Raw genomic sequence first — 25,965 nt, 5'->3', positions numbered from 1 at the left:
AATTACTGAATAAGACCTCGGTGCTGAAGTAGGCGCTCAACCGTGTCTACCAGTGCTTGGGTTTGACTATCAATTTCCAGATTAACGTGGGCACCCACTTCTAGCTCACCAAATGTGGTTATCGATAGCGTTTCAGGAATAAGATAAACACAGAATCGGGTCTGTTCGACTTTAGCGATAGTCAGACTACATCCGTTCAAACCTATGTAGCCTTTATCGAATATGTAAGGTCGATGGCTATCCTTTAGCTCAAACCAGATGATGCGATTGTTTTCTGGCGTTTCGATTTCAACAATAGATACAGTATCGTGAACATGACCACTTAATTGATGGCCACCGATATCATCACCGAAGCGCGCTGCGCGCTCTAGATTGACGATACTGCCTTGCTGTAAATCAGAAAGATTGGTTTGCTCAAGCGTGGCCATCATTACATCAAAGCTAACTCTTACACCTTCAATCTTGCATACAGTTAGACAAGCCCCGTTAATAGCGATACTGGCGCCAAGTTCCAATCCAGGCAGCATCTTTTCAGGCAAATCAACTTGTAGCTGCCATAAGCCAGTTTGTTTCTCTATGTGAGCGATCGCTTGCTTAGTTTGTACGATACCTGTAAACATGTGATAACTACTCTTAGCCCGTAAAATGCAGTGTATTATGAACTATACTGACGCTAGATGCTTGTTTGAACACAGAGTTTTATGACACGGACGCCTAACCCCACAAAAACTGGTCTTGTGCTTTCTGGCGGTGGCGCTCGCGCGGCCTATCAAGTTGGCGTATTAAAAGCCATTGCCCGCTTATTACCCAATGATTCACAAAACCCTTTTGATGTCATTAGTGGAACCAGTGCTGGTGCAATCAATTCCGTAGCACTTGCCAGCTATGCCAGTCATTATAAGCGCGGTATTCGACATCTTGAACGCATTTGGCAAAATTTCAGTTGTGATCAGATCTTTCGTACTGATTTACGTGGCTTAATCGGTTGGTCGAGCACATTTCTTCTTAATAGTTTCTTTGGTTTTAAATCAGGAGATCCAGTTTCCCTATTAGACAACCGCCCACTGGGAGAACTCCTTAATAAAGTAATTTTCTTTGAAAATATCCAAAAAGCCATCGATGCTGGTCATTTACATGCCATAGCCGTCACTGCCAGCGGTTATGCATCAGGAGAATCCGTTAGCTTCTTCCAAGCGAATAAGTCAGTCAAAAATTGGCAGCGTATGCGCCGTATTGGCGTGCGCTCAAGAATCAATGTAGACCACTTGTTAGCATCATCTGCCATCCCCACAGTGTTTCCTGCACAAAAGATTAATCGTGAATACTTCGGTGACGGTGCTGTTCGTCAGCTAGCGCCTATCAGCCCAGCACTGCATATGGGTGCTGAAAAGATTCTCGTAATTGGTGTAAGTGGTAGTGCACATCGGCGCAAAAATCGCACTCAAATGCAGGCCTATCCAAGCATGGCGAAAATCATGAACCATATGTTTAATGCGGCCTTCCTCGATAGTATGGAGACGGATGTGGAACGCTTAACACGAATTAATAATACGCTAAGTAAAATCCCAGCCGACGTAATTGAAGAAAACGGTATTGGTCTAAAACCAATTGATATATTGGAAATTAATCCCAGTGAAGCCATTGATGATATCGCTGCCCGCCATGCGAGAGAACTTCCCAAAGGCTTACGCTTCTTCTTAAAAGGCAGCGGCACAACAGGTAAAGGCGGTGCCGGTGTGTTAAGTTATTTACTGTTTGAAAGAGGGTTTTGTAGAGACTTAATTCAACATGGGTACGAAGATGCCATGCGACAAAAAGACGATATATTGGAGTTTTTTGGCTATGCTAGCCCACAGAAATCACTTGAGGCAAAACGCCAATCACTTTAGTATGAAAAATAAACTCTTGAATATGCTACTACGTTTCTTTCTTATAGTACTCTTTACCCCATCAGCATTGGCATTTCCCATCGAGAAATATGCAGGCCTTGCTTTTGGTATTACCTCTACTGAAGCTGACTTCAATGATCAAGTGAGAGAGTTTGGTAATACTCGCGAAGTCCCCTCTTACACAAATGTTGACAGTAGCAGCAATCCGTTTCAAATTTATTTTGGTTTTCGCTTTCATCCATATTATAGCGCCGAGATTTCATATATTGATTACGGCAGTATCAATTTTGAAAAAACACTCATAAATGAATCAACTACAGACAGTGTTACTACTCGCGCATCCAATACGCTGTCTGTGAGTGGCATATCTTTATCTCATGTTTTGACCTATCCACTTTTAGATTCGCTTATCTTACAAGGCAAATTGGGCTACCTCATTGGTAGTATATCCTCGACATCGGATGGCACCATTAATACTGTAAACACTTCTGAAGGACGAGAGCAAAATACATCTTTTTTTAATAGCAGCTCATCGTCATTAGATACAATCCAGCTCGCGGTCGGCGCTCTCTACCGCGTCAATGCTAATTGGTTAGTCAGATTGCAAGTAAATCAATTAGATTTTGAAATCGAATCGCAAAACGAAGAATATATGCAGTGGTTTACCAGTTTGAGTGCAGAATATGAATTTTAATCTTCCCCTGAAAATAGTTGTATTGATGACTATTCTATCTCTGTCCTTACTAACATCTGGTTGTGCCAGCATGATAAACGGACAACAACAAACCATTCATGTGAAAAGCCATGAGGACGCAACAATTTATATTGATGGCAGGTTTGCTGGACAGGGGATGGCACAACGAAAGGTAAGTCGAGATGAAAGTCATCAAATAATAGTAGAACTCAATGATTGTCAGATCCAATATGACACTGAATCACGCTTTAACAAAACAAGTTTACTCGGTTTATTATTAGACTTAGGACTCATCAGTATACCCACTGACTTTTTAACGGGCGCTGCTTGGCAAGTACATCCAAACAAAATTCAACTCATTCCAGAATGCAATTGACCTTGATGAATGCATGCCTAAACAACGCTGATCAACCGGAAAGAATTAAAAGTCCAACTCAGCTTGAGCAAGCAACGCCTTTACCGGTCCGAAGCTTTTTCGATAAATATCTGTAGGCCCATTTTCTTTCAATAACTGCAAATGAGCTTTAGTTGGGTAGCCTTTGTGTTTAGCCAATTCATATCCAGGATAGTGCTTATCTAACTCCACCATATCGTGATCCCGTTGAACTTTAGCCAGAACCGATGCAGCAGAAATCGCAGCCACAAGAGCATCTCCTTTTACCACCGGCGTTGCTTGGCAAGGTAGCCCTTGCGGCAATCGATTCCCGTCAATAAAAGCATGTTCAGGCAAACAAATTTCACCGTTTTGATCTCGCAAGCCTTTCACCGCACGCGTCATAGCTAGCATTCTTGCCTGAAGAATATTAATCTCATCGATTTCTTGCGGCGTGCAACGTGCAATGCAATAAGCCAAGGCCTTTTCTTTAATCTCAGGAAACAAGGCCTCTCGCTTTTTCTCACTAAGTTTCTTCGAATCATTCAACGAGTCTATGGGATTGTTTGGATCAAGTATGACCGCCGCTGCCACGACATCACCACATAAAGGCCCTGCCCCTGCTTCGTCGACGCCGCAATATAGTATTCCCGACTGTTTTAAGGATTGCTCCAATTGAAACCAGGCTTGCTGGCTATAGTCGATCGATTCGCTCACGATGCGCGAGCCTTAATGGTTTGAAGCACAGCATCCGCTGCCGCTTCATCAGCGTCCAAACGCAATGATAAATGCATTTCCATGAATTTATCTTTTAACTTTTGTGCCGCCGTTGGGTCTTGTACATATGTCAATACTGCTTCAGCCAGGTTTTCTGGTGTAGCTTGCTCTTGCAGTATTTCAGGTACCAACTGTTTTTTTGCTAATAAGTTGGGCAAAGACACGTAAGGCTGAGTTAACAATCGACGAACAATAAATGCAGTCAAACTGGATAGTTTATAAGACACCACCAAAGGTTTCTTCAACAACATACCCTCTAATGCAGCAGTCCCTGAAGCCATTAGCACTGTATCCGCCGCGGTCATGACATCTGTACTTTGCCCCAACACCAGTTTTACACGCAAATTCTCAAATGGCGCTAACAACTCTTGAAGCTGTTGCTTACGCTCTTTATTCGCAGCAGGAATCACAAATTGCACATCTGGCTTGTGGCGGCGCACAAGCTCTGCTGTTTGCAAAAATAATTCGCCCAAACGCGAAACTTCCCCTTGGCGCGATCCCGGTAATAAAGCTACCACAGGTCGATCCTGGTCCAGCTCTAAGAGTTCACGAGCAGCATGTGTATCTGGCTCAAGATCAATAGCATCTGCTAATGTATGGCCAACAAAGGTGGCAGGAACATTATGTTTTGAATAAAAATCGACTTCGAAAGGAAATAAACACAGAACTTGATCAACGCTCTCACGAATCTTTTTAACCCGTTTTTCACGCCAAGCCCACACACTCGGGCTTACATAGTGAATCGCAGTGATTCCCTTATCTTTGAGCATTCTTTCCAAGGTCAGATTAAAATCGGGGGCATCAATACCAATAAAAGCATCAGGCTGTATTTCTAAAAAGGTTTTATAGAGCTTTTTCCGAATACCAAGAAGTTCTGGCAAACGCCCCAGTACTTCAACCAAACCCATGACTGACAAACGCTCCATAGGGTACAAAGACTCAAATCCTTGTGCTTCCATCTTGGGACCGCCAATGCCCACAAAGCGAGCATCAGGGTAGCGTTTCTTTAAGGATTGAATAAGGCCTGCGCCTAGGATATCACCAGAGGCTTCCCCTGCGACCATGGCAAAGCACAGAGCCATTAGCGAATAATTCCTCGAGTTGAGGAATTCAAACTATCAATCAAAGTTTTTACTGAGTGCGTTTCGTCAGCGAGAGGCTTTAATTCTAATAGTGCTTCGTCAATAGTTAGACCTTGGCGATAAATAAATTTATAGGCTTTACGCAAATTACGAATGTCATCTTTGCTAAATCCGCGACGCTTCAATCCTTCAACATTAATGCCATGAGGCTTCGCAGAATTACCGTTTGCCATTACATATGCCGGAACATCTTTCAATACAATAGAACCGGTGCCGCACATACTATGATCGCCGATTTTCACAAACTGATGCACCTGCGAAGCGCCACCTAGTATGGCGTAGTCCCCAATATGCACATGGCCCGCAATATTCGTATCATTTGCAAAAATACAATGGTCAGCCACCATTACATCATGTGCGATGTGCACGTTCACCATAAATAGGTTATGGCTACCGATCTTGGTTAAGCTATTGTCTTGCACGGTGCCACGATGCACAGTACAGGCTTCACGAAAAATATTGTGGTCGCCAATTTCTAAACGCGTAGGCTCACCAGCAAACTTTTTGTCTTGGCAATCTTCACCAATGGAACAGAATTGAAAAATTCTATTAAATTTGCCGATATGAGTTGGTCCTTTTACCACAACATGGCTGGATATCTTAGTACCTTCTTCAATCACAACATCAGGACCAATAATGGTAAAAGGTCCAATTTCAACGTCATCGGCGATTTGCGCACTTGGATCGATGACCGCTCGAGAATCTATCACAACTTTATTTCCCTTTCTGCACACAGGATTTCAGCCTGACAGGCCAGCTTTCCATCGACCTTGGCTTCACATTCAAAGCGCCAGATTCCCCGTTTGTCGTTCACATAACGGGCTTCCATATCTAGACGATCGCCGGGTATCACTGGTTTCTTAAAACGAGCTGTATCCACTCCGGCAAAATAATAAACCGTATTTTCTGCTTTTTCTCGATCAATCGCATCTAACCCCAACAGGCCAGCCAATTGCGCGAGAGACTCTAAAATTAATACTCCAGGCATAATCGGATGCTTGGGGAAATGGCCTTGAAAAAAAGGCTCATTACTACTCACGTTTTTGTATCCAACAATACGTTGCTTGGTCTCTAACTCAGTTACACGATCAACCAACAGAAACGGATAACGATGGGGCAACAGATCAGTGATTCGCTGATAGTCCATGGTCGTCATGACATTATTCCTTCTCAGAGAGAACACGTTCGCATTGTTTTAAACGTTTGGCGATACTATCCAGCTGCCTAAATCGTGCCGCACTTTTACGCCATTCCGAGGTATTCGACATGGCGGTACCAGAAGAATAACTACCTGCTTCTGAAATATGATTCGTCACCAATGTCATTGCCGTTACGTGAACACCATCAGCGATCTTAAGGTGTCCGGCAATACCTACGCCACCGGCAATCGTACACCCTTTACCTATCTGCGTGCTGCCTGCGATCAGACAGCCGCCTGCCATAGCTGTTGCTTCACCAACAACCACGTTATGAGCGATTTGAATCTGATTGTCGAGTTTCACACCATCGTGTATCTGTGTATCGCTCATCGCACCACGGTCAATAGTCGAGTTAGCGCCAATCTCTACATGATCGCCTATTACCACGCCGCCAATTTGGGCAATTTTGACCCATGCTCCGCGATCAGGGGCAAAACCAAAGCCATCGCTACCAATAACGGCTCCACTATGAATAATGCAATCCGTACCGATAATGACATCATGATAGACAGAGACGTTTGAGTGCAAACGTGTACCCTCACCTATTCGGCTGTTATTACCGATAAAGCTACCACTGCCGATCACAGCATTTTTTGCAATCACTGCATTCGCTTCTACCACTGCATTAGCTCCAATACTTGCGGTAGTGTCTACTTGGGCAGACTCATGAATAACAGCACTACTGTGAATGCCCTTTTGAGCATCTGGTAACGTATTGAACAACTGAGAGGCCTTTGCATAACCAAGGTAGGGATTGTCCATGACCAAAGCCGTGCCTTTCACCTCATGCGCTTGCTTGGGGTGAACGATCACGGCTCCTGCCTGAGTAATTTGCAATTGATCTCGGTAAGCCATATTCGCAAGAAAGCTGAGTTCCGTAGGCCCTGCGTCAAGCAAAGTCGCAAGACCGTCAACACTTGATGAAGCATCACCTTCAACTCTGGCACCGATATGTTCCGCGATCGTTTGCAACTTGGGCATAGTTATTACTTCGCTTTCGCTTCAGATGCTTTGTTTAAAGCATTCAATAGCTTTTTAGTCAGATCAATATCAGGGGAAACATGAATAACCGCTTGGCCATTTAGTACGACATCGACTTTTTCGTCATCAATCAATTTACGTAAAATTTCTTGAATGCGTGGTAGATTTGCACGGAAGAACTGCTGACGCCATTCTTGTTCTGCTTTCTGTAGTTTACCTGCGAAGAACTGATATTCGCTTTGCTTTTCTTTAACAGTATTACGCATTTTACGTTGTTCTTCGTCGCTCATAATAGCGCCGTCTTTTTGCATCTTTTGCTGAATTTCGAGCATGTCTTTTTCAAGATCTTTCAGCTTCTCTAGATCATCACCAAATTGATCCTCAACCTGTTTGAAAGACGCTTTTGCTCCTTCGCTTTGAAACAATGCACGCTCCATATCAACAACAGCAATCTTGGTTTCTGCTGCTACAGTCATAGCTACAAACGCTAAAGAGGCGACAATAATCTTTACTAAATGTTTCATTGTGATTCCTAAGTTATTTTTTTATCCAAATGAATTAAATTAAAAAACCTGTCCCAGCGAGAACTCGAAACCTTCTGTTTCGTCTCCAGCTTTGCTATTCAAATCTCGTGCGAAGGTAAATGTGAGGGGCCCAATCGCCGTTACCCAAGTTAGGCTTACGCCAGCACCTACCCGCATTTCATCTGCATCAAAACCTTCGATACAGCCCGGATGCTCTTCACCGTCCGGTAATACTAAGCATTGTGTATCAAAAACGTTACCAGCATCAACAAACAATACGCTGCGCATACTGCGCTGATCTTCGATAAATGGCATTGGGAAAACAAGTTCGGCGCTAGCTTCTGTTAGTAAATTACCACCGATACTATTTGAGTCTTCTATGTAAATTGGATCACCTGTATTGCTATCAACACCATTACTAATAACACCTTTAGGTCCTAAAGAATTGGTAGAGAAACCCCTTACAGAACCAACACCGCCAGCACGGAAGTTTTGGAAGAATGGCAATTCATCAGTGTCACCATAACCATCACCATAACCCAGCTCTGAACGTAAACGGAATGTCCAATTACCATTGCTACTTAGCGGGAAGTATTTTTCAGCCTTATAAGTTGCACGGTAATATTCCAGCTCACTGCCGGGTACAGTGGCTTCTAAAGACAGTGTTTGACGAGCACCTGCAGTTGGGAACAGACCGCGGTTAAGTGTCGTCCACACCCATTGACTACCCAGTGTCAATTCTGTGAAGTTTTCACCTTGGGCATCAACAAACTCGCTGATTTCAAGAGGGGCAAACTGGCTGTACTCCATTTCAGTTTTACTCGCCTCAACGCTAAACGATAGACGTTCACGGCTATTGATAGGAAAACCAAAACTCATGCGTCCACCGTAGGTGTCCGTATTGTAATCACTCAGTGATAATTGTGAGAAATCAGTTTCTCTATAGAAAACGCTGAAACCGCGGCTAATTCCGTCAACGGTGTAATAAGGATTGCTGAATGATAGGTTCAGACTAGTCACTGCGTCAGTTTTATTAACACTGGTACTCATCTTATTACCTGTGCCCATAAAATTGTTCTGGCTGACGCTGGAACCTATGATGACACCATCTGCACTTGAGTAACCAATACTCAAATTTAGACTGCCACTGGGTTGTTCTTCAACATTGTAATTAACATCAACTAATTCATCAGAGCCCGGAACTTTTGGCGTTTCAACGCTCACGGTTTTAAAGAAGCCCAATTGCTCCAAACGAGTTTTACCTTGTTCGATTAGCTCGGTAGAGGCCCAACCCCCTTCCATTTGCAGCATCTCACGACGCAGGACTTCATCCATGGTGGACTCATTGCCAGCAAAATTTATACGGCGAACATAAGTACGCTTGCCTGGTTCGACAAAAAAGGTGATATCAACAGTTTTTTCTTCGTCGTTTATTTTGGGCACACCATTGACGCTGGCGAATGTAAAGCCTTCATTACCTAAACGGCGACTAATTAGATCCTGGGTGAACGTTACTTTGCGACGACTAAAAGTATCTTCAGTGTCTAACACAATGAGTTTTTCTAATTGCTCTTCTTCGACGATTAATTCACCTGCAAGAGATACGTCATTAACCTTATAAATATCACCTTCGTGGATATTCACAGTAATAAATACATCTTCTTTATTTGGAGAAAGTGAAACTTGTGTAGATTCTACATTGAAACGGATATAACCACGATCAAGATAAAAAGATCGTAAACGTTCTAAATCACCACTGAGCTTTTCACGAGCGTATTTATCGTCACTTTTATACCAAGACCACATATTGGTGGTTTTCAATTCAAACTGATCCAGCAATTCTTGTTTCGTAAAAGCTTTGTGACCCACAATGTTAATGTGACTGATAGAGGCAACCGAACCTTCATCGATTTTAATCGTTAACGCGACACGGTTACGTGGTAACTTTTCGACTTCTGTTTCGATATTCGCATCGTAACGACCCTGGCTAACGTATTGGCGCTCTAGCTCCAGCTCCAATCGTTCTAGTGTTGCTCTTTTAAAAACATAACCTTCTGCCAGACCTGCTTGCTTTAAGCCTTCTTTAAGCTGTTCCGTCTCAATAGCACTATTACCCTCTATTTCTAGTTGAGTAATGGTTGGTAATTCAATCACGTTAACAATCAATATATTGCCATCGCGCTGTAATTTAACATCATTGAAATAACCGGTTTTAAACAAACTGCGACTAGCCCCTGCTAACGTAGCGGTGTCCACCTTATCGCCAATGTTTACAGGAAATGCACTAAACACACTGCCTGCGCTAACACGTTGTAAACCATCCACCCGAATATCTTCTACAACAAATGATTTTGCCGAAGCCAAGGTGGATATAAACGCAAATACCAAACTGATAAGGGTGTACTTCATGCTTTCCTGAACTTATTCGTTAGACTCAAAGTCTTCGTGGTTATTATTAAAATATTCAATCAAAAAGGACTGATACTAGATCCGACTGATATCGTTGAAAATAGCGATAAACATGACGGTAAAAAGCAATAGCATGCCTATCTTTATGCCCATTATTTGTACTTTTTCTGATACAGGGCTGCCCTTTATGGCTTCAATTACGTAATACAAAAAGTGGCCACCATCCAAAACTGGAATCGGTAGTAAATTTACTATTGCGAGCATAATACTGATGTACGCGAGAAACCCGATAAATGCCTCAAAACCAGCCTCTGCGGAGGCGTTGGCTACTTTAGCAATGGTGATGGGTCCGCTCAAGTTTTTCACTGACAACAAGCCTTGAATCATTTTCCCTAAGGAGTCCAACGTCATAACAGACATCTGCCACGTTTTATCCAAAGCCATTGCAATACTCTCAATCAGACCGTATGTGTTTCGCACAATAAAATCTTGCGGTAACTCAGGCTGCTTAACGGCAATACCTGCGAATCCAATCTGCTGTTCATCACTCAATTGCTTACTACCAGGGATGAGCATCAAAGGTTGCTCATTTCCATCACGAGCAATAATCAGATCCACTGGTTGATTGGGATTAGACTTAATAATTTCTACTAATTGGCTCCAGTCTTCTATCTCTTGACCATTGGCAGAAGTAATCTCATCTCCAACCTTAATACCTGCCTGATCAGCCGCCAAGCCATCCTGAACCTGGTCGATTACAGCAGGTATACTTGGGCGAAAAGGGGCAATGCCGAGATGCTCGAGGGGGTAAGGTTCTTCAACGTCATGCAGCCATTTTTCTATATTGATACTACTTTGCTTGCTGCCGTTCAATTCAAGCATGACATCGCCGGTATCGCCAATACGGTCAATTAGGCGAAAATTCACTTGCTGCCAACTAGAAACGGTATTGCCATCAATGGCGGTAATAACATCTTCACTCTCAATACCTGCACTGATAGCCGGTTCCGTCACTACGCCAACAACAGGTTTAATACTGGTGACACCCGTCATAAACATGAGCCAATATGCAAAAATTGCGAATATAATATTGGCAGCAGGTCCTGCTAAAACGATGGCCATACGCTGCCACACAGTCTTGCGGTTAAAGGCGCTATCAAGCTCGTGCTCAGGTACTTCGCCTTCACGCTCATCAAGCATTTTGACATAGCCACCTAAGGGGATTGCAGCGATCGCAAATTCAGTTCCATGCTTATCAGTGCGGCTAAACAGCACTTTGCCAAACCCCACACTAAAGCGTAAAACCTTGACACCACAGCGTCTGGCAACCCAATAATGGCCATATTCATGAATAGTGACCAAAATACCAAGGGTCACAATCAAAGCTAAAATGCTGGTGATTACACTCATTAAGCAATCATCTCCTGAGCCCACTTTCGTGCCTTTTGATCGGCACTGAGTATGACTTCTAAATTCTTTGCTGGCTCGATTTCAATCGCGTCAAGACAACGTTCAACCAATTGTGAGATAGACAGAAAACTGATTTGTTCCCGAAGAAACGCTGAAACCGCCACTTCATTGGCCGCATTGAAAATGGCCGGTGCCGTGCCACCTGCCTCAAATGCTCTGGCGGCAAGTTTTAAAGCCGGAAATACATCATGCCTTGGTGCTTCAAAGTTTAATTGCTGTATGGACGAGAAATCCAGCGCTGGAACACCTGCATCGATGCGCTCCGGCCAAGCCATACCATAGGCGATGGGTGTACGCATATCTGGATTACCCATTTGATTAATCACTGAGCCATCTACATATTGCACCATGGAATGTACTACTGACTCGGGATGCACAACAACCTCAATGTCCTTGGGAGTAACACCAAATAACCAACAAGCTTCAATCAGCTCTAACCCCTTATTCATTAGGGTTGCACTATCGACAGAAATTTTCTGCCCCATAGACCAGTTGGGGTGTTTAACCGCCTGCGCGGGAGTTACACTTTTGAGTTCTTGCAATGTGGCGGCTCTAAATGGCCCGCCAGAGGCCGTAAGCAATATCTTTTGGACGCCCTGATGATTTTCACAGCCCACCAAGCTCTGAAAAATCGCGTTGTGTTCGCTATCAATAGGTAATAACTGAGCACCATTATCACGAACGGCATCCATGAATAGCTGCCCACTCATGACAAGCGCTTCTTTATTGGCCAGTAAAATGCGCTTTCCTGCTCGGGCCGCTGCAAGCGTCGGCAGTAAGCCTGCCGCTCCAACAATCGCAGCCATAACTTGATCTACTTGATCGTGGGATGCCACCCATTCAAGTTGCTCTGCGCCCCATAAAACTTCCGTTTTGTTGGCTTTATCAAGCAGCAATTGTTGCAATTTTTCGGCACTGCTTGCGTCAGCAACAACAGCATAAAGTGGTTGATGCTCTATACAATCTTGAGCCAGTTCATCAACCCGACTGTGAGCCGTAAGAGCAAACACCTGATAACGATCGTGATGGCGCGCAATGACATCCAATGTATTCTGACCAATTGAACCCGTCGCACCCAGCACGGTTACCCATTGCTTCATTTGATCAAGTTCCACCCAAACAGGCTTAACGCTAACGCGAAAACAGGTAGAGCTGCCGTCATGCTATCAATTCTATCCATGACTCCGCCGTGGCCGGGCAATAAATTACTCGAATCTTTCATGCCGCAATGACGCTTCATCATGCTTTCTAATAAGTCGCCAACAACAGAAACGATAGTGACAACAAATGTAATAGCAAACAGCATTAGCCACTGGTTTACATCAAGCTGGATATTGGTTTCAGACTGTAATAACTGCCCACCAAACCAAGCGATCAAGGCAGTCGTGAGCAATCCACCATAAACACCTTCCCATGTTTTACCTGGGCTCACTTTTGGCGCTAGCTTGTGCTTACCAAATGTGCGACCAGCAAAATAGGCACCAACATCTGCGCCCCATACCACCAACATCACAAATAAAATTAAGAAATTGCTGTATGGGTAGCTTTTGATTTGCACAAATCCAACCCACATAGGGATCAATACCAGCAATCCGATCAATAGTCTTACAGGCACACTCTGCCATACGCTTTCTAAGCGGGGATGAGTAATTACCAATATCAATGCTAATAACCACCAAACGGCAGCCACATAGAGCACGCTTTCTTCTTGAGTCTGATCAAACAAATAAATAGCAGCGATGAATCCGGCAATTAAACCGGCATACGCGATACGTCCCAAAGGTGCTTTTAAGCCAGACATTTTGGCCCACTCCCAGCCACCAATAGCCGTAATCAAACCAATGAACACCATAAACTCTGATAACGGTAAAAAGAATATACCGCCGATCATGATAGGCGCTAAAATAAGCGCCGTAATAATGCGTTGCTTAAGCACGTTTGCTGTCTTCCTTCAACTGTTCATCTGTGCGACCAAATCGACGCGTGCGGCTATTATATTCGGTTATTGCCGACCAGAAGTCTTGCTCATTAAAGTCAGGCCACAATGCGTCACTAAATACCAATTCAGTGTACGCAAACTGCCATAACATGAAGTTACTTAAGCGCACTTCTCCGCCCGTACGGATACAAAGATCCGGTGACGGCAAATCACTTAAGCTAGTATATTGATGAAATAATTCGGGGGTAATTTCGTTTTCGCTAAGCTCACCCTGCTTAACCTTACACGCTATTTTATAGGCTGCGTTTGCCATATCCCAGCGACCACCATAATTAGCAGCGATTACCAATTTTAGCCCCTGATTATTGGCCGTTAATGCTTCAGCTTCAGTGATGTGTTTTTGCAGAGTGTCACTAAAACGACTGGTATCACCTATGATAATAAGCCGAATGTCATGCTCGTGAAGCTTACTCACTTCTTTCTGCAGCGCATTTAAAAACAGCTGCATCAGAGCATTCACTTCTTTCTCTGGTCGCTGCCAGTTTTCGCTAGAAAACGCAAACAACGTGAGTGCCTCAACACCTAAACGCGCACTTTGTTCAATAACGGTTTTCACCGCTTTAACACCCGCTTTATGGCCCGCTACGCCTGGTAAATGACGTCGCTTTGCCCAACGGTTGTTGCCGTCCATTACAATGGCGACATGCTGAGGCAGCTTTTCAAATTTTGGAGGCTGAATTTCTGACATGAACTGGACCTAATATGAATCTGCCCAGCGAACTGGGCAGTACTGCTTCACGCTATGGATTAAACCTGCATTAGGTCTTTTTCTTTTTCTACTAGAAGAGAGTCCACGTCGGCGATGAATTTATCCGTCAGTTTTTGGATCTCGTTTTCAGCTTGACGCTCTTCATCTTCACTGATTTCTTTTTCTTTCAAAAGATCTTTAACGGAAGAATTAGCATCACGTCGTACGTTGCGGATAGAAACACGCCCTTTTTCAGCCTCTGCACGAGCTTGCTTAATAAAACCTTTACGCGTTTCTTCGGTCAGCATTGGCATAGGCACACGAATGGTTTCACCCGATGTAGCAGGTGTGATACCTAAGTCACTCTTCATGATGGCCTTTTCAATTTCAGGCACTAATGGCTTTTCCCATGGAGTAATCGCCAATGTACGTCCATCTTCAACATTCACGTTTGCTAGCTGATTAATTGGCGTAGGATTACCGTAATAGTCTACGTTAATGCCATCCAACAAAGATGGGTGAGCACGACCTGTACGAACCTTTTTAAAGGCTTCAATCATGGCCGCTAAGCTTTTTTTCATACGCTCTTCGGCGTCTTTCTGAATTTCATTAATCATCGTTTTCAACTCCACTAACTATGGTCGTACCTTCTTCACCGTCGACCATGATACGCGCCATGATACCTGGTTCTGCCATGTTGAAAACTCTCAATGGCATATCATGGTCACGAGCCAAGCATATCGCTGTTAAATCCATTACACCCAACTGACGTTCAAGTACTTCGTCATACGTCAACTGCGCGAATTTTTTGGCATCGGGATTCTTCTTCGGATCAGAATCATAAACACCATCAACGTTTGTCGCTTTTAACACGACATCCGCTTCAATTTCGATACCACGAAGACAAGCTGCGGAATCCGTCGTAAAGAATGGATTACCTGTACCTGCCGAAAAAATAACCACATCACCATTATTAAGATGACGTTGCGCTCGGCGACGATCATAGTGCTCTACGATACCACTCATAGGAATCGCAGACATCACGCGAGACTTGATATTACTGCGCTCTAACGCATCACGCATGGCTAAAGCATTCATTACAGTTGCCAACATTCCCATGTGATCGCCTGTTACGCGATCTAGACCAGCTTCACTTAACGCTGCTCCACGGAATAAGTTACCGCCGCCAATGACCAGTCCGACTTGAACACCAATTCCAACAAGCTGACCCACTTCCAATGCCATACGATCAAGCACTTTAGGATCAATACCAAAATCATGCTCACCCTGTAAGGCTTCACCGCTGAGTTTAAGTAGAATTCGCTTGTATTTAGGGCTTCGTTTTTCTGCCGGGGCCATTGCTCACCTCAATAATGTGTATCTGCGGTGCGGGATCAATTCCACACGCGGTTAATACAGATCCCAATATAATACTGCTTGTGGCAAATATATAGGGCTATACCATGTCTTTCACCACAAAACCCCGGTACTCAGTGGCTAAAAACCACTCAGTTCACCGGGGCCAGATGCACAAATGCCGAGTTAGGCTAACCTGAACTCGGCACTGCAATGGCTAGTATCAATTAGCCTTTAAGCTGAGCTGCAACTTCTGCTGCGAAATCAGTTTCGTCTTTCTCGATACCTTCACCTACTTCTAAGCGAACAAATGCAACAACTTCTGCACCTGCTTCTTTCGCTAGCTGACCAACGGTCTGCTCTGGGTTCTTAACGAAAGGCTGCTCTAGCAAGCTGTTCTCTTTTAGGAACTTCTTGATACGGCCACCCATCATCTTTTCAACGATTTCAGCTGGCTTACCTTCCATATCAGGCTGCGCCTTAATGATATCTTCTTCCTTCTGAACTTCTTCAGCAGGCATATCTTCTGGCGTCAACACACGAGGGTTAACAGCAGTTACGTGCATCGCAATGTCACGAGCGACGTCTTCGTTACCACCTTTCAGTGCAACAAGTGCTGCTAGACGGTTATTTGAGTGAACGTAACCAGCAACAATCTCACCTTCTGCTTCTACTGCACGACGAGGAGAGATATTTTCACCGATTTTTTGAACGATCGCTTCGCGATCTTCATTCAACAATCCTGCAACTTCAGTGTTCTTAGCTGCGAACGCTGCATCTGCAACATTGTTAGAAAATGCAACAAAATCTTCGTTTTTAGCAGCAAAGTCAGTTTCAGAGTTAACTTCTACGATCATACCGTAGCCGCCTTCTGTCTTAACAACAACGATACCTTCAGCTGCAGTACGACCTGCTTTCTTAGCTGCTTTTAGGCCAGAGTTCTTGCGTAGCTCTTCGATTGCTTTATCAACATCACCGCCCACTTCTTGAAGTGCTTTTTTGCACTCCATCATACCTAGGCCAGTACGCTCACGTAATTCTTTAACAGATGCTGCAGAAACAGCCATAGTCATCACCTAATTAAGTTGAATATTAATGTCATTCAAAAAAGGGGAGCGCACTCCCCTTTTTAACCACTGTGAGTTGCTACAACAATTACTCAGCAGCTTCTTCTTGCTTTTCTTCTGCCTGAGCAGGTGCAGGAGCTGCACCAGCTTCAGTTTTGCCTTCAATGCAAGCATCAGCAATAGCAGTGGTGAAGATTTCAATTGCACGAATCGCGTCGTCGTTACCTGGGATAACGTGATCAACGCCATCTGGGTTGCTGTTAGTATCAACGATACCGATTACAGGAATACCTAGCTTGTTCGCTTCTTGAATAGCAATGCGCTCGTGATCAACGTCGATTACGAATAGAGCGTCTGGAAGACCACCCATATCTTTGATACCACCAATAGAACGCTCTAGCTTGTCCATCTCACGGGTACGCATTAGCGCTTCTTTCTTAGTAAGCTGCTCAAAAGTACCGTCTTTCTGCTGTGCTTCTAGGTCACGTAGACGCTTGATTGATTGACGGATAGTTTTGTAGTTAGTCAACATACCACCCAACCAACGGTGAGCAACAAAAGGCTGACCTGCACGAGACGCTTGGTCTTGCATTACTTTAGATGCAGCACGCTTAGTACCAACAAAAAGGATTTTGTTGTTTTTAGCAGCCAAACCTTTTACTACGTTCAACGCTTCGTTGAATGCAGGAACAGTGTGCTCAAGGTTGATGATATGAATCTTGTTACGAGCACCGAAGATGTACTGAGACATTTTCGGGTTCCAATAACGAGTTTGGTGACCGAAGTGTACGCCTGCTTTTAGCAGGTCGCGCATGGATACTTGTGCCATATTAAATACCTATATTTTAAAGGGTTAAGCCTCCATATATCCCATTATCCAATCCTAAAAACTGAGTTTTTAAGACACCCTGAACAATGTGCCGATATATGTGCGGATTATGTATATTTTCTACTCTTTCACACTTGGATTTAGCTTCGCCAGACCCATAATGCGAAAAGCGCGCGCTTTATATCATATTTCACCCCCAAAAGGGAAGGTTTTAAGCCAACAAGAGCTAAAGGCGCACGACATTATTCATCTATGACGCGTAACAGCGTACAATGCTGCAATTAAAGTTTTATGACCATTGAGAAACCATGTCAGTAACCATTAAAACACCTGAAGAAATCGAAAAAATGCGCGTCGCAGGCCGCTTGGCTGCTGAAGTGCTAGAAATGATCGGCGAACACGTCAAACCTGGCGTCACCACTGGAGAGCTTGATCGCATCTGCCACGAGTACATCGTTAATCAGCAAGATGCCATACCTGCGCCACTAAACTATGGTAATCCGCCGTTCCCTAAATCTATCTGTACCTCTGTGAATCACGTCATTTGCCACGGTATTCCAAGTGAAGACAAGGTTTTGAAGAAAGGCGATAGCGTCAATATCGATGTGACCGTAATCAAAGATGGCTATCACGGCGATACCAGTAAAATGTTCTTCGTAGGCGAGCCGAAACCTGCTGACAAGCGCTTGGTCGAGGTAACTCAAGAGTGTATGTACAAGGGTATCGCATTAGTGAAGCCAGGTGCCCGCTTGGGCGACATTGGCCATGTTATCCAGCAACACGCAGAATCCAACTACTACAGCGTGGTTCGTGAATACTGCGGACACGGTATTGGCGCTGGCTTCCACGAGGAACCTCAGGTGATGCATTACGGCAAACCCGGAACTGGAATGGAGCTAGTAGAAGGCATGTGCTTCACCATCGAGCCTATGATCAACCAAGGTAAGGCTGCATCAAAACTTTTAGGTGATCATTGGACGGTCGTGACAAAAGACCGCAAGTTGAGTGCTCAATGGGAGCATACTTGCTTAGTGACTGCTGATGGCGTTGAGGTACTTACCCGCCGCAAGGAAGAAGTCTTTCCTTGGGAAGCCTAAGAGATTCCAACATGGTGTCTGAACTTGATTTGCAGATCTTTGACTATGATGCGTTTGTCCGAGAGTTAGATTCGGGCAAACCACCTATTCCATTATTCAAGGAAGCAATCAAACATGCGCAATCGATTATGCATGAGCATTTTCGAGCCACTTTGGATGCCAATACCCTAGTTCAAGCCCGTGCATTATTCATGGATCAGCTATTACAGGCTGCTTGGACACTCTATTTCCCTCACGATGCCAATAACATCGCGTTATTGGCGGTTGGCGGCTATGGCCGTGGTGAGCTTCACCCCCACTCCGATATCGACATTCTCCTGCTGAGTGAAGATGAATCCGCTTTCAGTGAGCACAGTGATGCGATGCAAGGCTTCATTACATTCATGTGGGACATTAAATTGGATGTAGGCCACGGTGTACGCACCATCGCAGATTGCCAAAACGAAGCTGAAAAAGACTTGACCATTGTTACCAATCTGATGGAAACCCGAACATTAGCGGGACCGGACAGTTTGCGCACCACGATGACCGCATTGACTGGACCAAAACACATTTGGCCAGTGGGAGAATTTTTCTTAGCCAAATGGCAAGAACAAATGGAACGTCATGACAAGCACCATGACACGGACAATAATCTCGAGCCAAATCTTAAGAAAAGCCAAGGCGGTTTACGCGATATTCACACCGTGGTTTGGGTGCTGCAGCGACACTTTGGCAATAAAGAACTAGAGAATCTATTCAGCCACGGTATTCTGACAGACTTTGAGTACAGCATGTTACTGCGTTGTCGAGAATTCTTATGGCAGCTACGCTATGCACTGCACATGGTCACAGGCCGCGAAGAAGATCAGCTACTGTTTGATTATCAAAAGGAAATTGCTGATATATTAGGTTTTGAAGACCAAGATGATAAGCTCGCAGTAGAAGCCATGATGCATCAATATTATCGATACGCATTGGCCCTTTCAGAATTAAATGATCTTCTCATGCTGCTCTTTAAAGAGCTTTTAATTGATAGCCAGCTACCTGAAGAGATTGAGGTAGTGAATCAGCACTTTCAGAAGCGTAATGGCTATCTAGAAATTCGTGATGCGAAACTATTTGAAGATTATCCAAACGCGATTCTAGAAGTGTTTTATCACATGGCCGCTGATACCAACTTAAAAGGCGTAAGGGCCAACACGATTCGCAGTATTCGTGATCACCGCCACGATATTGACGAGGCATTCCGTAGCGACCCAGATAATATACGTACATTCATGGCAATTATTCGTTGCAAGCACAATGTAGGCCGCGAGCTAGATCGAATGTTGCGTTATGGTGTTTTAGGTGCCTATATTCCTGAGTTTGGTGCCATCATTGGACACATGGAATACGACTTATTTCACAGCTACACCATAGATCAACACAGTTTACGTGCCATATTGTTTATGCGCCAATTGCGTCATGGCAAAGCCAAAGAACTATTCCCGTTGGCTAGCAAAGTCATTCACAGTATTCCTAAAAAAGAAATTTTGTACCTAGCTGCTCTACTGCATGATGTGGGAAAAGCATTACCAGGAGATCACGAGGTAACGGGCGCCGAAATAGCAGAGCAATTCTGCATTAAGCATGGCTTGAGCCAAAAAGATACGGACCTCGTAGTTTGGCTAGTGGCAAATCACTTAGTCTTTTCACAAAACAGTCAGCGTATTGATTTTGCCGATCCAGACGCCCTACATCACTTTGCTACGCAAATGCTCGATCGCCGTCATTTAGAGCATCTGTTCGTTTTCAGTACCGCCGATATTTACAGCACCAATAAAAAACTCTGGACCGGTTGGCGTGCCGAACAAATGCGACACTTGTTCCGCGAAACTCAGCGCGTCTTGCGCCGGGGTTTAGATACTCCCATTGATAAAGATGCTTGGGTACAAGAAACACAGCAAGAAGTAATCGAACGTCTTGCCGAATACGGTTACAACGAACAGGACGTCCACACCATGTGGAATGATCCAGGCGATGAATATTTCCTTCGTGAAAATGTCGATACGCTGGTATGGCATGCACTAGCGCTATTCAAACATGGTGACAGCGATAAACCACTCGTACTCATTGGAGAAACCAGTGACTTAGCTTTTGAAGGTGCGACACAAATATTCATCTACATGAAAGATCAACCCCATCTATTTGCGGCAATGACAGCCGCACTAGATCAACTTCATTTAAATATTCAGGATGCCCGCATTATTACTTCTGCCAACAATAATGCTTTGGACACGTATGTCGTCTTGGATGAGAATGGCGACTCGATTACTGATCCCCTGCGACTGGAAAAAATTCAAAGCACATTGGAGGAAGCTTTATCAAATCCGGAATCCTTCCCGAATTTAATTCAGCGCCGCACCTCAAGACAACTTAAGCAGTTTGAATTTGAACCTACGGCGTTCATTAGCAATGATCCTTACAGCAAACGTACTCTGCTAGAGGTAATTGCCCCCGATCGTCCTGGCCTCTTAGCACGCATGGGGAAGTTGTTTATGGATTACAACCTATCTCTAGAGACCGCAAAGATCATGACCGAGGTAGAGCGTATCGATGATATTTTTTACATTACCGATGCCAATGGCGATCCAATTAGTGACCCTGAGTTTTGTATGGAATTACAACAGGCTGTAGTCAACGCATTGAGCGATCAACTGGAGCTTCAAGCAAGCCTTTGAGCTGATAACAAAAAAGCTCAAAGGTACAAATTTAGCCCGCTCTCCTCTATAATCCGCTCCTCAATTTACAAGAGAAGCGGTTATGAATCCCAATTTGAAGCAATTGCAGCCCTACCCTTTTGAAAAGCTAACAGCACTCAAAGCCGCTGCAAAAATCAATTGCGATTTACCTCATATTGCCCTATCAATTGGTGAACCTAAGCATGAAAGCCCAAAATTTGTTTTGGATACCATGGCGCAAAACTTAGGTAAGCTAGCCAATTATCCAACAACAAAAGGCTTGCCTGAATTACGACAGACCATTAGCGATTGGGCCAAGCAACGCTTTTCTCTAAGCAGCCTCGACATCGAAACACAAGTTCTACCTGTGAACGGCACCCGTGAAGCCATTTTCTCCTTCACACAAGCCATGGTAGAAGGCAAAGATAACGCCCTCGTGGTTTGTCCCAATCCTTTTTATCAAATATACGAAGGGGCCACCTATCTGGCTGGCGCTGAACCACATTACTTACCGTGCCTAGAAGAAAATAGTTTTTTACCTGACTTCGACAAAGTCAGTGAAGAAATATGGCAGCGTACTCAGATTCTGTTTATTTGCTCTCCTGGGAACCCTACCGGGGCCGTTCATGATCAAGACACACTTAAAAAACTCATTCGCTTAGCCGATCAACATGATTTCATTATCGCCAGTGATGAATGCTATAGCGAAATCTATGTGGAGTCTGCCAAGCCACCTGTGGGCTTATTAGAAGTTTGCGCCGAAATGGGTCGCCATGACTATCAACGCTGCGTCGTGTTTCATAGCCTAAGCAAGCGTTCAAATTTACCAGGTTTGCGCAGTGGTTTTATCGCAGGTGATGCAACACTATTAAAGCCCTACTTTCAATACCGTACCTACCATGGCTGTGCCATGAGCATTCCCAATCAACTTGCTAGCATCAGCGCATGGCAAGATGAAAAGCACGTAGAAGAAAATCGTTGTCTCTATACCGAGAAATTTTCGGCAGTGTTAGACATTTTACAGCCCGTCATGGATGTGCAGCAAAGCGATGCGAGTTTTTATCTTTGGGCTAAAACCCCTATAAATGAAGAAGAATTTGCTCAGCGTTTATTTGCAGAACACCAAGTCACTGTACTGCCTGGCTCTTATCTATCAAGAACTGTCGATGGCATTAACCCGGGACAAAATAGAATTCGCATGGCGTTAGTTGCAGAAACCCATGAATGTGTTGAAGCAGCGAAACGCATCCGCAACTTGATTGAATCGCTTTAAGCGTGAGGAGTTTTACTATGAAAATGTATGGCATTAAAAACTGCGACACGATTAAAAAAGCGCAAAAGTGGTTGCAAGACGCAGGCATTGAATTTGAATTCCATGACTTCAAAAAACAAGGTATTGACGCTGAACTGGCTGAAACACTATTAAAAAACATCGATTATTCGATTTTAATTAACAAACGCGGTACCACGTGGCGACAGCTAGACGATGTCACCAAAAATAGCTTAGATGAAAGTCTTGCCAAGCAGCTAATGCTTGAAAACCCCAGTATTATCAAACGCCCTGTACTAGAGCATAACGGGCAATATATGGTTGGCTTCAAAGCCAACGACTATCAAAGTTTCACTCAATAATCTTTCTAAATAAGGATACAACTATGGCACTTGCATTTGCCCTTGGTGTGGGTACACAAAACAAAAACAATGAATGGCTTGAAGTGTTTTATCAAAAGCCTGTCTATCAGCCAAGCAAGGATCTTGTAGAAGCTGCCAAAACGGTAGGCTATCAAGGTGGCAACCAAGCGATTCAATTATCAAGCGCACAAGCTTCAGAACTAGCCAAATCGCTACCATCAGATCAAGCTGAAATCGCCAATAAGCTGAGCCAAAGTAAAAAGCCTATTGTGCTGGTTGTACTTGAAAGTGATGAGCAAGCATCAAGCACACCAGAGGTTTACCTAAAGCTTCAATTAATTTCCCACCGCTTAGTTAAGCCCCATGGCATTAATCTAGCGGGTATTTTTGGTCTTCTACCTAACGTAGCTTGGACCAATAAAGGTGCTATCGACCTTGAAGAACTAGCCGACGCGCAATTGGAAGCCCGCTTAAATGGCGAGCTACTTGAGGTAAATAGCGTTGATAAATTCCCGAAAATGACAGATTACGTGGTACCAAATGGTGTACGTATCGCTGACACATCACGCGTACGTCTGGGTGCATATGTGGGTGAAGGTACAACGGTAATGCATGAAGGTTTCATTAACTTTAATGCAGGTACTGGCGGCACCTCCATGATCGAAGGTCGTATTTCTGCTGGCGTATTCGTTGGCGAAGGTTCTGACCTAGGCGGTGGCTGTTCGACAATGGGCACTCTATCCGGTGGTGGCAACATCATTATTTCTGTTGGCGAGAACTGCTTATTAGGTGCCAATGCAGGTATTGGTATTCCGCTAGGCGATCGCTGCACCGTTGAATCAGGTCTTTACGTAACTGCGGGCACAAAAGTGAACGTACTAGACGAAGACAAAAACGTAGCCGAAGTAGTTAAAGCACGTGATCTTGCCGGCAAGTCTGACTTACTATTCCGTCGCAATTCTTTAAGTGGTGCGGTTGAATGTGTGACCAACAAAACAGCGATTGAGCTGAACCACGAGCTTCACGCCAACAACTAATCGCTTTAGTTGCAATCTACTAGGTCTACTAAGAAGCTCAAACGCATTCTTTGTAGACCTTTTAGCTATATAAATTTATTAAATAAAAACTTTCCAGCATATAAAACCGTTTCCTCTCCCCTATTTAGTGCACTCTGATACATTTTTTTGTGATGAGGTTCACAACACCGCACCAAGTCGAATTCATGCTTATACTTTTTTATACAAGTCTCAAATTACCGAAGTGAGAACTAAGTTCCATTTTTAAGGATAAAATCTTACTATGTCCTTCATCTGATCAAAATAACAAACAGAGAGTTTCATCCATGGAACAGGACATCCTCGATAAACCATTCCTCCCTCTGGATCGATTGCGCATCCTTAAGTACTTCAGTGTTTATAGCGTCATCATCACGCTGACTCTCGTTACTCTTTATTTCATGGAAATCGACATGGGCTTTTTGGGACAAAACGATCCTAAAGTTTACCCAATGATTCTTTCTCTACATGCCTCTTTAACCATTGTTTTTTTGGTATTGGCGTTTAGCTCAGGGCAAGCTCATTACGACCATTTATTAGCCTTTTTTCTTCTGGACATTACGCTGATCGGAGCGCTCATTTATTCAAGTGGCTCGGCAACCAGTTTAAGTTATCTAATGATCGTAGGCGTGGCCGTTGGAAATGCCCTTTTAAGTGGACAAAAAGGCCTATTAATCAGTGCTTGGGCAGCCATCTGTTTAATATTTGTCGAGCATCGTTTTTATATCGAGGGAGCTTCCTTTAATTACGTGAATGCTGGTGTACAGGGAATCATCTTTTTTGTAACCGCATTTGTGATTCAAGCATTAGTAAAGCGCTTGCACCTTTCTGTAGATATCAACCGACAGCAAGCAGACAGCCTACTCAGTATGGAACAGCTAACCAAGCTGGTATTAAAACGCCTTGATACAGGGGTGTTAGTATTGGACGAGCAAGAAAACATCATATTTCAAAACGTCGCAGCGCAAAGACTTCTCGGCTTCCCTGGACCAGTACGGGTATTACCAGATAAATTACAACATAGCCTCAACGAATATAAGAAATTCCCCAAATACAAACCAAACACCTTTAAAGCCGGCCCGACCACAGCGAAAGTACAACCTATGTTCGCGCCTCTCATGCCCGGCACTGAGCGTGGTACAGTCATTTTTATTGAAGATACCAATGTTGTATATCAGCAAGCACAACGTTTAAAGCAAGTAAGCCTAGGTAAACTTGCAGGCAGCATTGTTCGCGAAATTAAATATCCAATGCAGGGGATTTTCAAAATTGCTAAGGCCATTAGCCAAAAACATAGTGATGAGCGATACCAAAATGAGATTAAAGGGCATGCTCAGCATATCGAACGTATCATCAACAATGTTCAGAGTCTAAGTAATACAAAAGCGACGGAATTTACCAAACAACCCTTAGGCTCTTGGGCCGCACAAACTGTACAATCGCTCTCTTCTAGTGTTCTGAATGGCGCAAGAATTGAACTCAAAGTCAGTCGCTCAGAAATGCCTGTTTTCATGGATGCATCTCAGCTAAAACAGGCCGTTACCAATCTTATCGAAAACGCAGCGTATTATGCCCAACAAAAAAATTCGCAATTTGCCAAAGTCACTGTCCTAGTGGGTCGTAATAAGGTGAGCAAGCAAGGTATTATTGAAATTCAAGACAATGGCTATGGGGTCGGCCTTGATGATCTCGACCACATTTTTGAACCGTTTTACTCCTCCGAAGACAATAAATCAGGGCTAGGTTTGTACTTAGCTAAGCAATTCTGCGAAATGAATATGGCACGGCTCGATTATGTAGCTAGCCAAGAAGGGGCTCGATTCCGAATCACTTTCCCGACAGTGGAACAAGTAGAGCGTCACCTAGAGAAAAAAGAAGCATTCGACCTTAGAGACCGGCAGCGACAAGCAGCCAGTGCCTGAGTATCGAACCATTTGTGAATTCCAACTGGTTCACAGTTTCGCCCACAACAAAAATGCGTGGGCGTTTATTTCTCTTTTTATTTCAGCCACTTAAGCAATTTGGCAAAACGAGACTAGACTGATAACAGATGTGCTGTAGAAGACATCACAGTTCCTTGTC

General features: G+C 44.0%; 25 protein-coding genes. 9 read left to right on the top strand and 16 right to left on the bottom strand.

Annotation, left to right across the window (positions count from 1 at the left end):
* Positions 1–2: 2 nt before the first annotated feature.
* On the bottom strand, positions 3–620 hold the full coding sequence (locus HF888_RS05170; protein WP_007016271.1) for a riboflavin synthase: 618 nt from the start codon (positions 618–620) through the stop codon (positions 3–5).
* Positions 621–701: 81 nt separating this feature from the next.
* Between HF888_RS05170 and HF888_RS05165 the strand changes: the two genes are divergently transcribed.
* The 3 genes from HF888_RS05165 to HF888_RS05155 are packed head-to-tail and all read left to right on the top strand — an operon-like array spanning position 702 to position 2,959.
* Positions 702–1,889: a patatin-like phospholipase family protein gene (locus HF888_RS05165; protein WP_040297355.1), complete on the top strand. Its 1,188-nt coding sequence runs from the start codon at positions 702–704 to the stop codon at positions 1,887–1,889.
* A gap of 1 nt (position 1,890) precedes the next feature.
* Positions 1,891–2,583, top strand: coding sequence for a porin family protein (locus tag HF888_RS05160; RefSeq protein WP_007016269.1), 693 nt, complete (start codon positions 1,891–1,893; stop codon positions 2,581–2,583).
* Positions 2,584–2,608: 25 nt separating this feature from the next.
* Complete coding sequence (locus HF888_RS05155) at positions 2,609–2,959, top strand: hypothetical protein (RefSeq protein WP_133308402.1); 351 nt, start codon at positions 2,609–2,611, stop codon at positions 2,957–2,959.
* Between the two features lie 45 nt (positions 2,960–3,004).
* Here the strand turns inward: HF888_RS05155 and rnhB are convergent, their stop codons facing one another.
* The 15 genes from rnhB to rpsB all read right to left on the bottom strand — a co-directional run bounded on the left by rnhB (position 3,005) and on the right by rpsB (position 17,397).
* Complete coding sequence (gene rnhB / locus HF888_RS05150) at positions 3,005–3,673, bottom strand: ribonuclease HII (RefSeq protein WP_007016267.1); 669 nt, start codon at positions 3,671–3,673, stop codon at positions 3,005–3,007.
* Positions 3,670–4,815 carry a lipid-A-disaccharide synthase gene (lpxB, locus tag HF888_RS05145; RefSeq protein WP_007016266.1) on the bottom strand — a complete coding sequence of 382 codons (1,146 nt, stop codon included), beginning with the start codon at positions 4,813–4,815 and terminating at the stop codon, positions 3,670–3,672. Before lpxB ends, rnhB begins: the two co-directional genes overlap by 4 nt.
* The gene (lpxA, locus tag HF888_RS05140; protein WP_007016265.1) at positions 4,815–5,585 is read right to left on the bottom strand and encodes an acyl-ACP--UDP-N-acetylglucosamine O-acyltransferase; all 771 of its coding nucleotides are present in this window, start codon (positions 5,583–5,585) and stop codon (positions 4,815–4,817) included. The genes lpxB and lpxA overlap by 1 nt, the downstream gene beginning before the upstream one ends.
* Entirely contained in the window at positions 5,582–6,022 is a 441-nt protein-coding gene (gene fabZ, locus HF888_RS05135) for a 3-hydroxyacyl-ACP dehydratase FabZ (RefSeq protein WP_040297369.1), read from the bottom strand. The genes lpxA and fabZ overlap by 4 nt, the downstream gene beginning before the upstream one ends.
* Before the next feature lie 13 nt (positions 6,023–6,035).
* Positions 6,036–7,055, bottom strand: coding sequence for a UDP-3-O-(3-hydroxymyristoyl)glucosamine N-acyltransferase (gene lpxD / locus HF888_RS05130; RefSeq protein WP_007016263.1), 1,020 nt, complete (start codon positions 7,053–7,055; stop codon positions 6,036–6,038).
* Between the two features lie 5 nt (positions 7,056–7,060).
* Positions 7,061–7,579: an OmpH/Skp family outer membrane protein gene (locus tag HF888_RS05125; protein WP_007016262.1), complete on the bottom strand. Its 519-nt coding sequence runs from the start codon at positions 7,577–7,579 to the stop codon at positions 7,061–7,063.
* A gap of 39 nt (positions 7,580–7,618) precedes the next feature.
* Complete coding sequence (gene bamA, locus HF888_RS05120) at positions 7,619–9,988, bottom strand: outer membrane protein assembly factor BamA (RefSeq protein WP_007016261.1); 2,370 nt, start codon at positions 9,986–9,988, stop codon at positions 7,619–7,621.
* Between the two features lie 75 nt (positions 9,989–10,063).
* The gene (gene rseP, locus HF888_RS05115; RefSeq protein ID WP_007016260.1) at positions 10,064–11,398 is read right to left on the bottom strand and encodes a sigma E protease regulator RseP; all 1,335 of its coding nucleotides are present in this window, start codon (positions 11,396–11,398) and stop codon (positions 10,064–10,066) included.
* Positions 11,398–12,558: a 1-deoxy-D-xylulose-5-phosphate reductoisomerase gene (gene ispC, locus HF888_RS05110; protein ID WP_007016259.1), complete on the bottom strand. Its 1,161-nt coding sequence runs from the start codon at positions 12,556–12,558 to the stop codon at positions 11,398–11,400. Before ispC ends, rseP begins: the two co-directional genes overlap by 1 nt.
* Positions 12,555–13,394, bottom strand: a complete 840-nt coding sequence (locus tag HF888_RS05105; protein WP_007016258.1) for a CDP-archaeol synthase — start codon at positions 13,392–13,394, stop codon at positions 12,555–12,557. The genes ispC and HF888_RS05105 overlap by 4 nt, the downstream gene beginning before the upstream one ends.
* On the bottom strand, positions 13,387–14,145 hold the full coding sequence (locus HF888_RS05100) for an undecaprenyl pyrophosphate synthase (protein ID WP_007016257.1): 759 nt from the start codon (positions 14,143–14,145) through the stop codon (positions 13,387–13,389). The genes HF888_RS05105 and HF888_RS05100 overlap by 8 nt, the downstream gene beginning before the upstream one ends.
* 59 nt (positions 14,146–14,204) lie before the next feature.
* A complete protein-coding gene (gene frr / locus HF888_RS05095; protein WP_007016256.1) occupies positions 14,205–14,762 on the bottom strand; it encodes a ribosome recycling factor in 558 nt (185 codons plus the stop codon).
* On the bottom strand, positions 14,755–15,504 hold the full coding sequence (gene pyrH, locus HF888_RS05090; RefSeq protein ID WP_007016255.1) for a UMP kinase: 750 nt from the start codon (positions 15,502–15,504) through the stop codon (positions 14,755–14,757). The genes frr and pyrH overlap by 8 nt, the downstream gene beginning before the upstream one ends.
* A 224-nt stretch (positions 15,505–15,728) precedes the next feature.
* Positions 15,729–16,568 carry a translation elongation factor Ts gene (gene tsf / locus HF888_RS05085; protein ID WP_007016254.1) on the bottom strand — a complete coding sequence of 280 codons (840 nt, stop codon included), beginning with the start codon at positions 16,566–16,568 and terminating at the stop codon, positions 15,729–15,731.
* Positions 16,569–16,656: 88 nt separating this feature from the next.
* A complete protein-coding gene (gene rpsB, locus HF888_RS05080) occupies positions 16,657–17,397 on the bottom strand; it encodes a 30S ribosomal protein S2 (RefSeq protein ID WP_007016253.1) in 741 nt (246 codons plus the stop codon).
* A 308-nt stretch (positions 17,398–17,705) separates the two neighbouring features.
* Between rpsB and map the strand changes: the two genes are divergently transcribed.
* The 6 genes from map to HF888_RS05050 all read left to right on the top strand — a co-directional run bounded on the left by map (position 17,706) and on the right by HF888_RS05050 (position 25,805).
* Entirely contained in the window at positions 17,706–18,494 is a 789-nt protein-coding gene (gene map, locus HF888_RS05075; RefSeq protein WP_007016252.1) for a type I methionyl aminopeptidase, read from the top strand.
* 11 nt (positions 18,495–18,505) lie between these two features.
* The gene (gene glnD / locus HF888_RS05070; protein ID WP_007016251.1) at positions 18,506–21,196 is read left to right on the top strand and encodes a [protein-PII] uridylyltransferase; all 2,691 of its coding nucleotides are present in this window, start codon (positions 18,506–18,508) and stop codon (positions 21,194–21,196) included.
* Positions 21,197–21,278: 82 nt separating this feature from the next.
* A complete protein-coding gene (gene dapC / locus HF888_RS05065) occupies positions 21,279–22,469 on the top strand; it encodes a succinyldiaminopimelate transaminase (RefSeq protein WP_007016250.1) in 1,191 nt (396 codons plus the stop codon).
* A gap of 17 nt (positions 22,470–22,486) precedes the next feature.
* Positions 22,487–22,828, top strand: coding sequence for an ArsC family reductase (locus HF888_RS05060; protein WP_007016249.1), 342 nt, complete (start codon positions 22,487–22,489; stop codon positions 22,826–22,828).
* 23 nt (positions 22,829–22,851) lie between these two features.
* Positions 22,852–23,865 carry a 2,3,4,5-tetrahydropyridine-2,6-dicarboxylate N-succinyltransferase gene (dapD, locus tag HF888_RS05055; RefSeq protein ID WP_007016248.1) on the top strand — a complete coding sequence of 338 codons (1,014 nt, stop codon included), beginning with the start codon at positions 22,852–22,854 and terminating at the stop codon, positions 23,863–23,865.
* 305 nt (positions 23,866–24,170) lie between these two features.
* Positions 24,171–25,805, top strand: coding sequence for a sensor histidine kinase (locus HF888_RS05050; RefSeq protein WP_007016247.1), 1,635 nt, complete (start codon positions 24,171–24,173; stop codon positions 25,803–25,805).
* Positions 25,806–25,965 lie beyond the last annotated feature (160 nt).

It is taken from the genome of Bermanella marisrubri, from assembly GCF_012295615.1.
In the GTDB taxonomy this organism is placed as follows: domain Bacteria; phylum Pseudomonadota; class Gammaproteobacteria; order Pseudomonadales; family Oceanobacteraceae; genus Bermanella; species Bermanella marisrubri.
The sequence above is the reverse complement of the archived record's forward strand: the minus strand, read 5'-3'. Positions and strand labels throughout refer to the sequence as shown.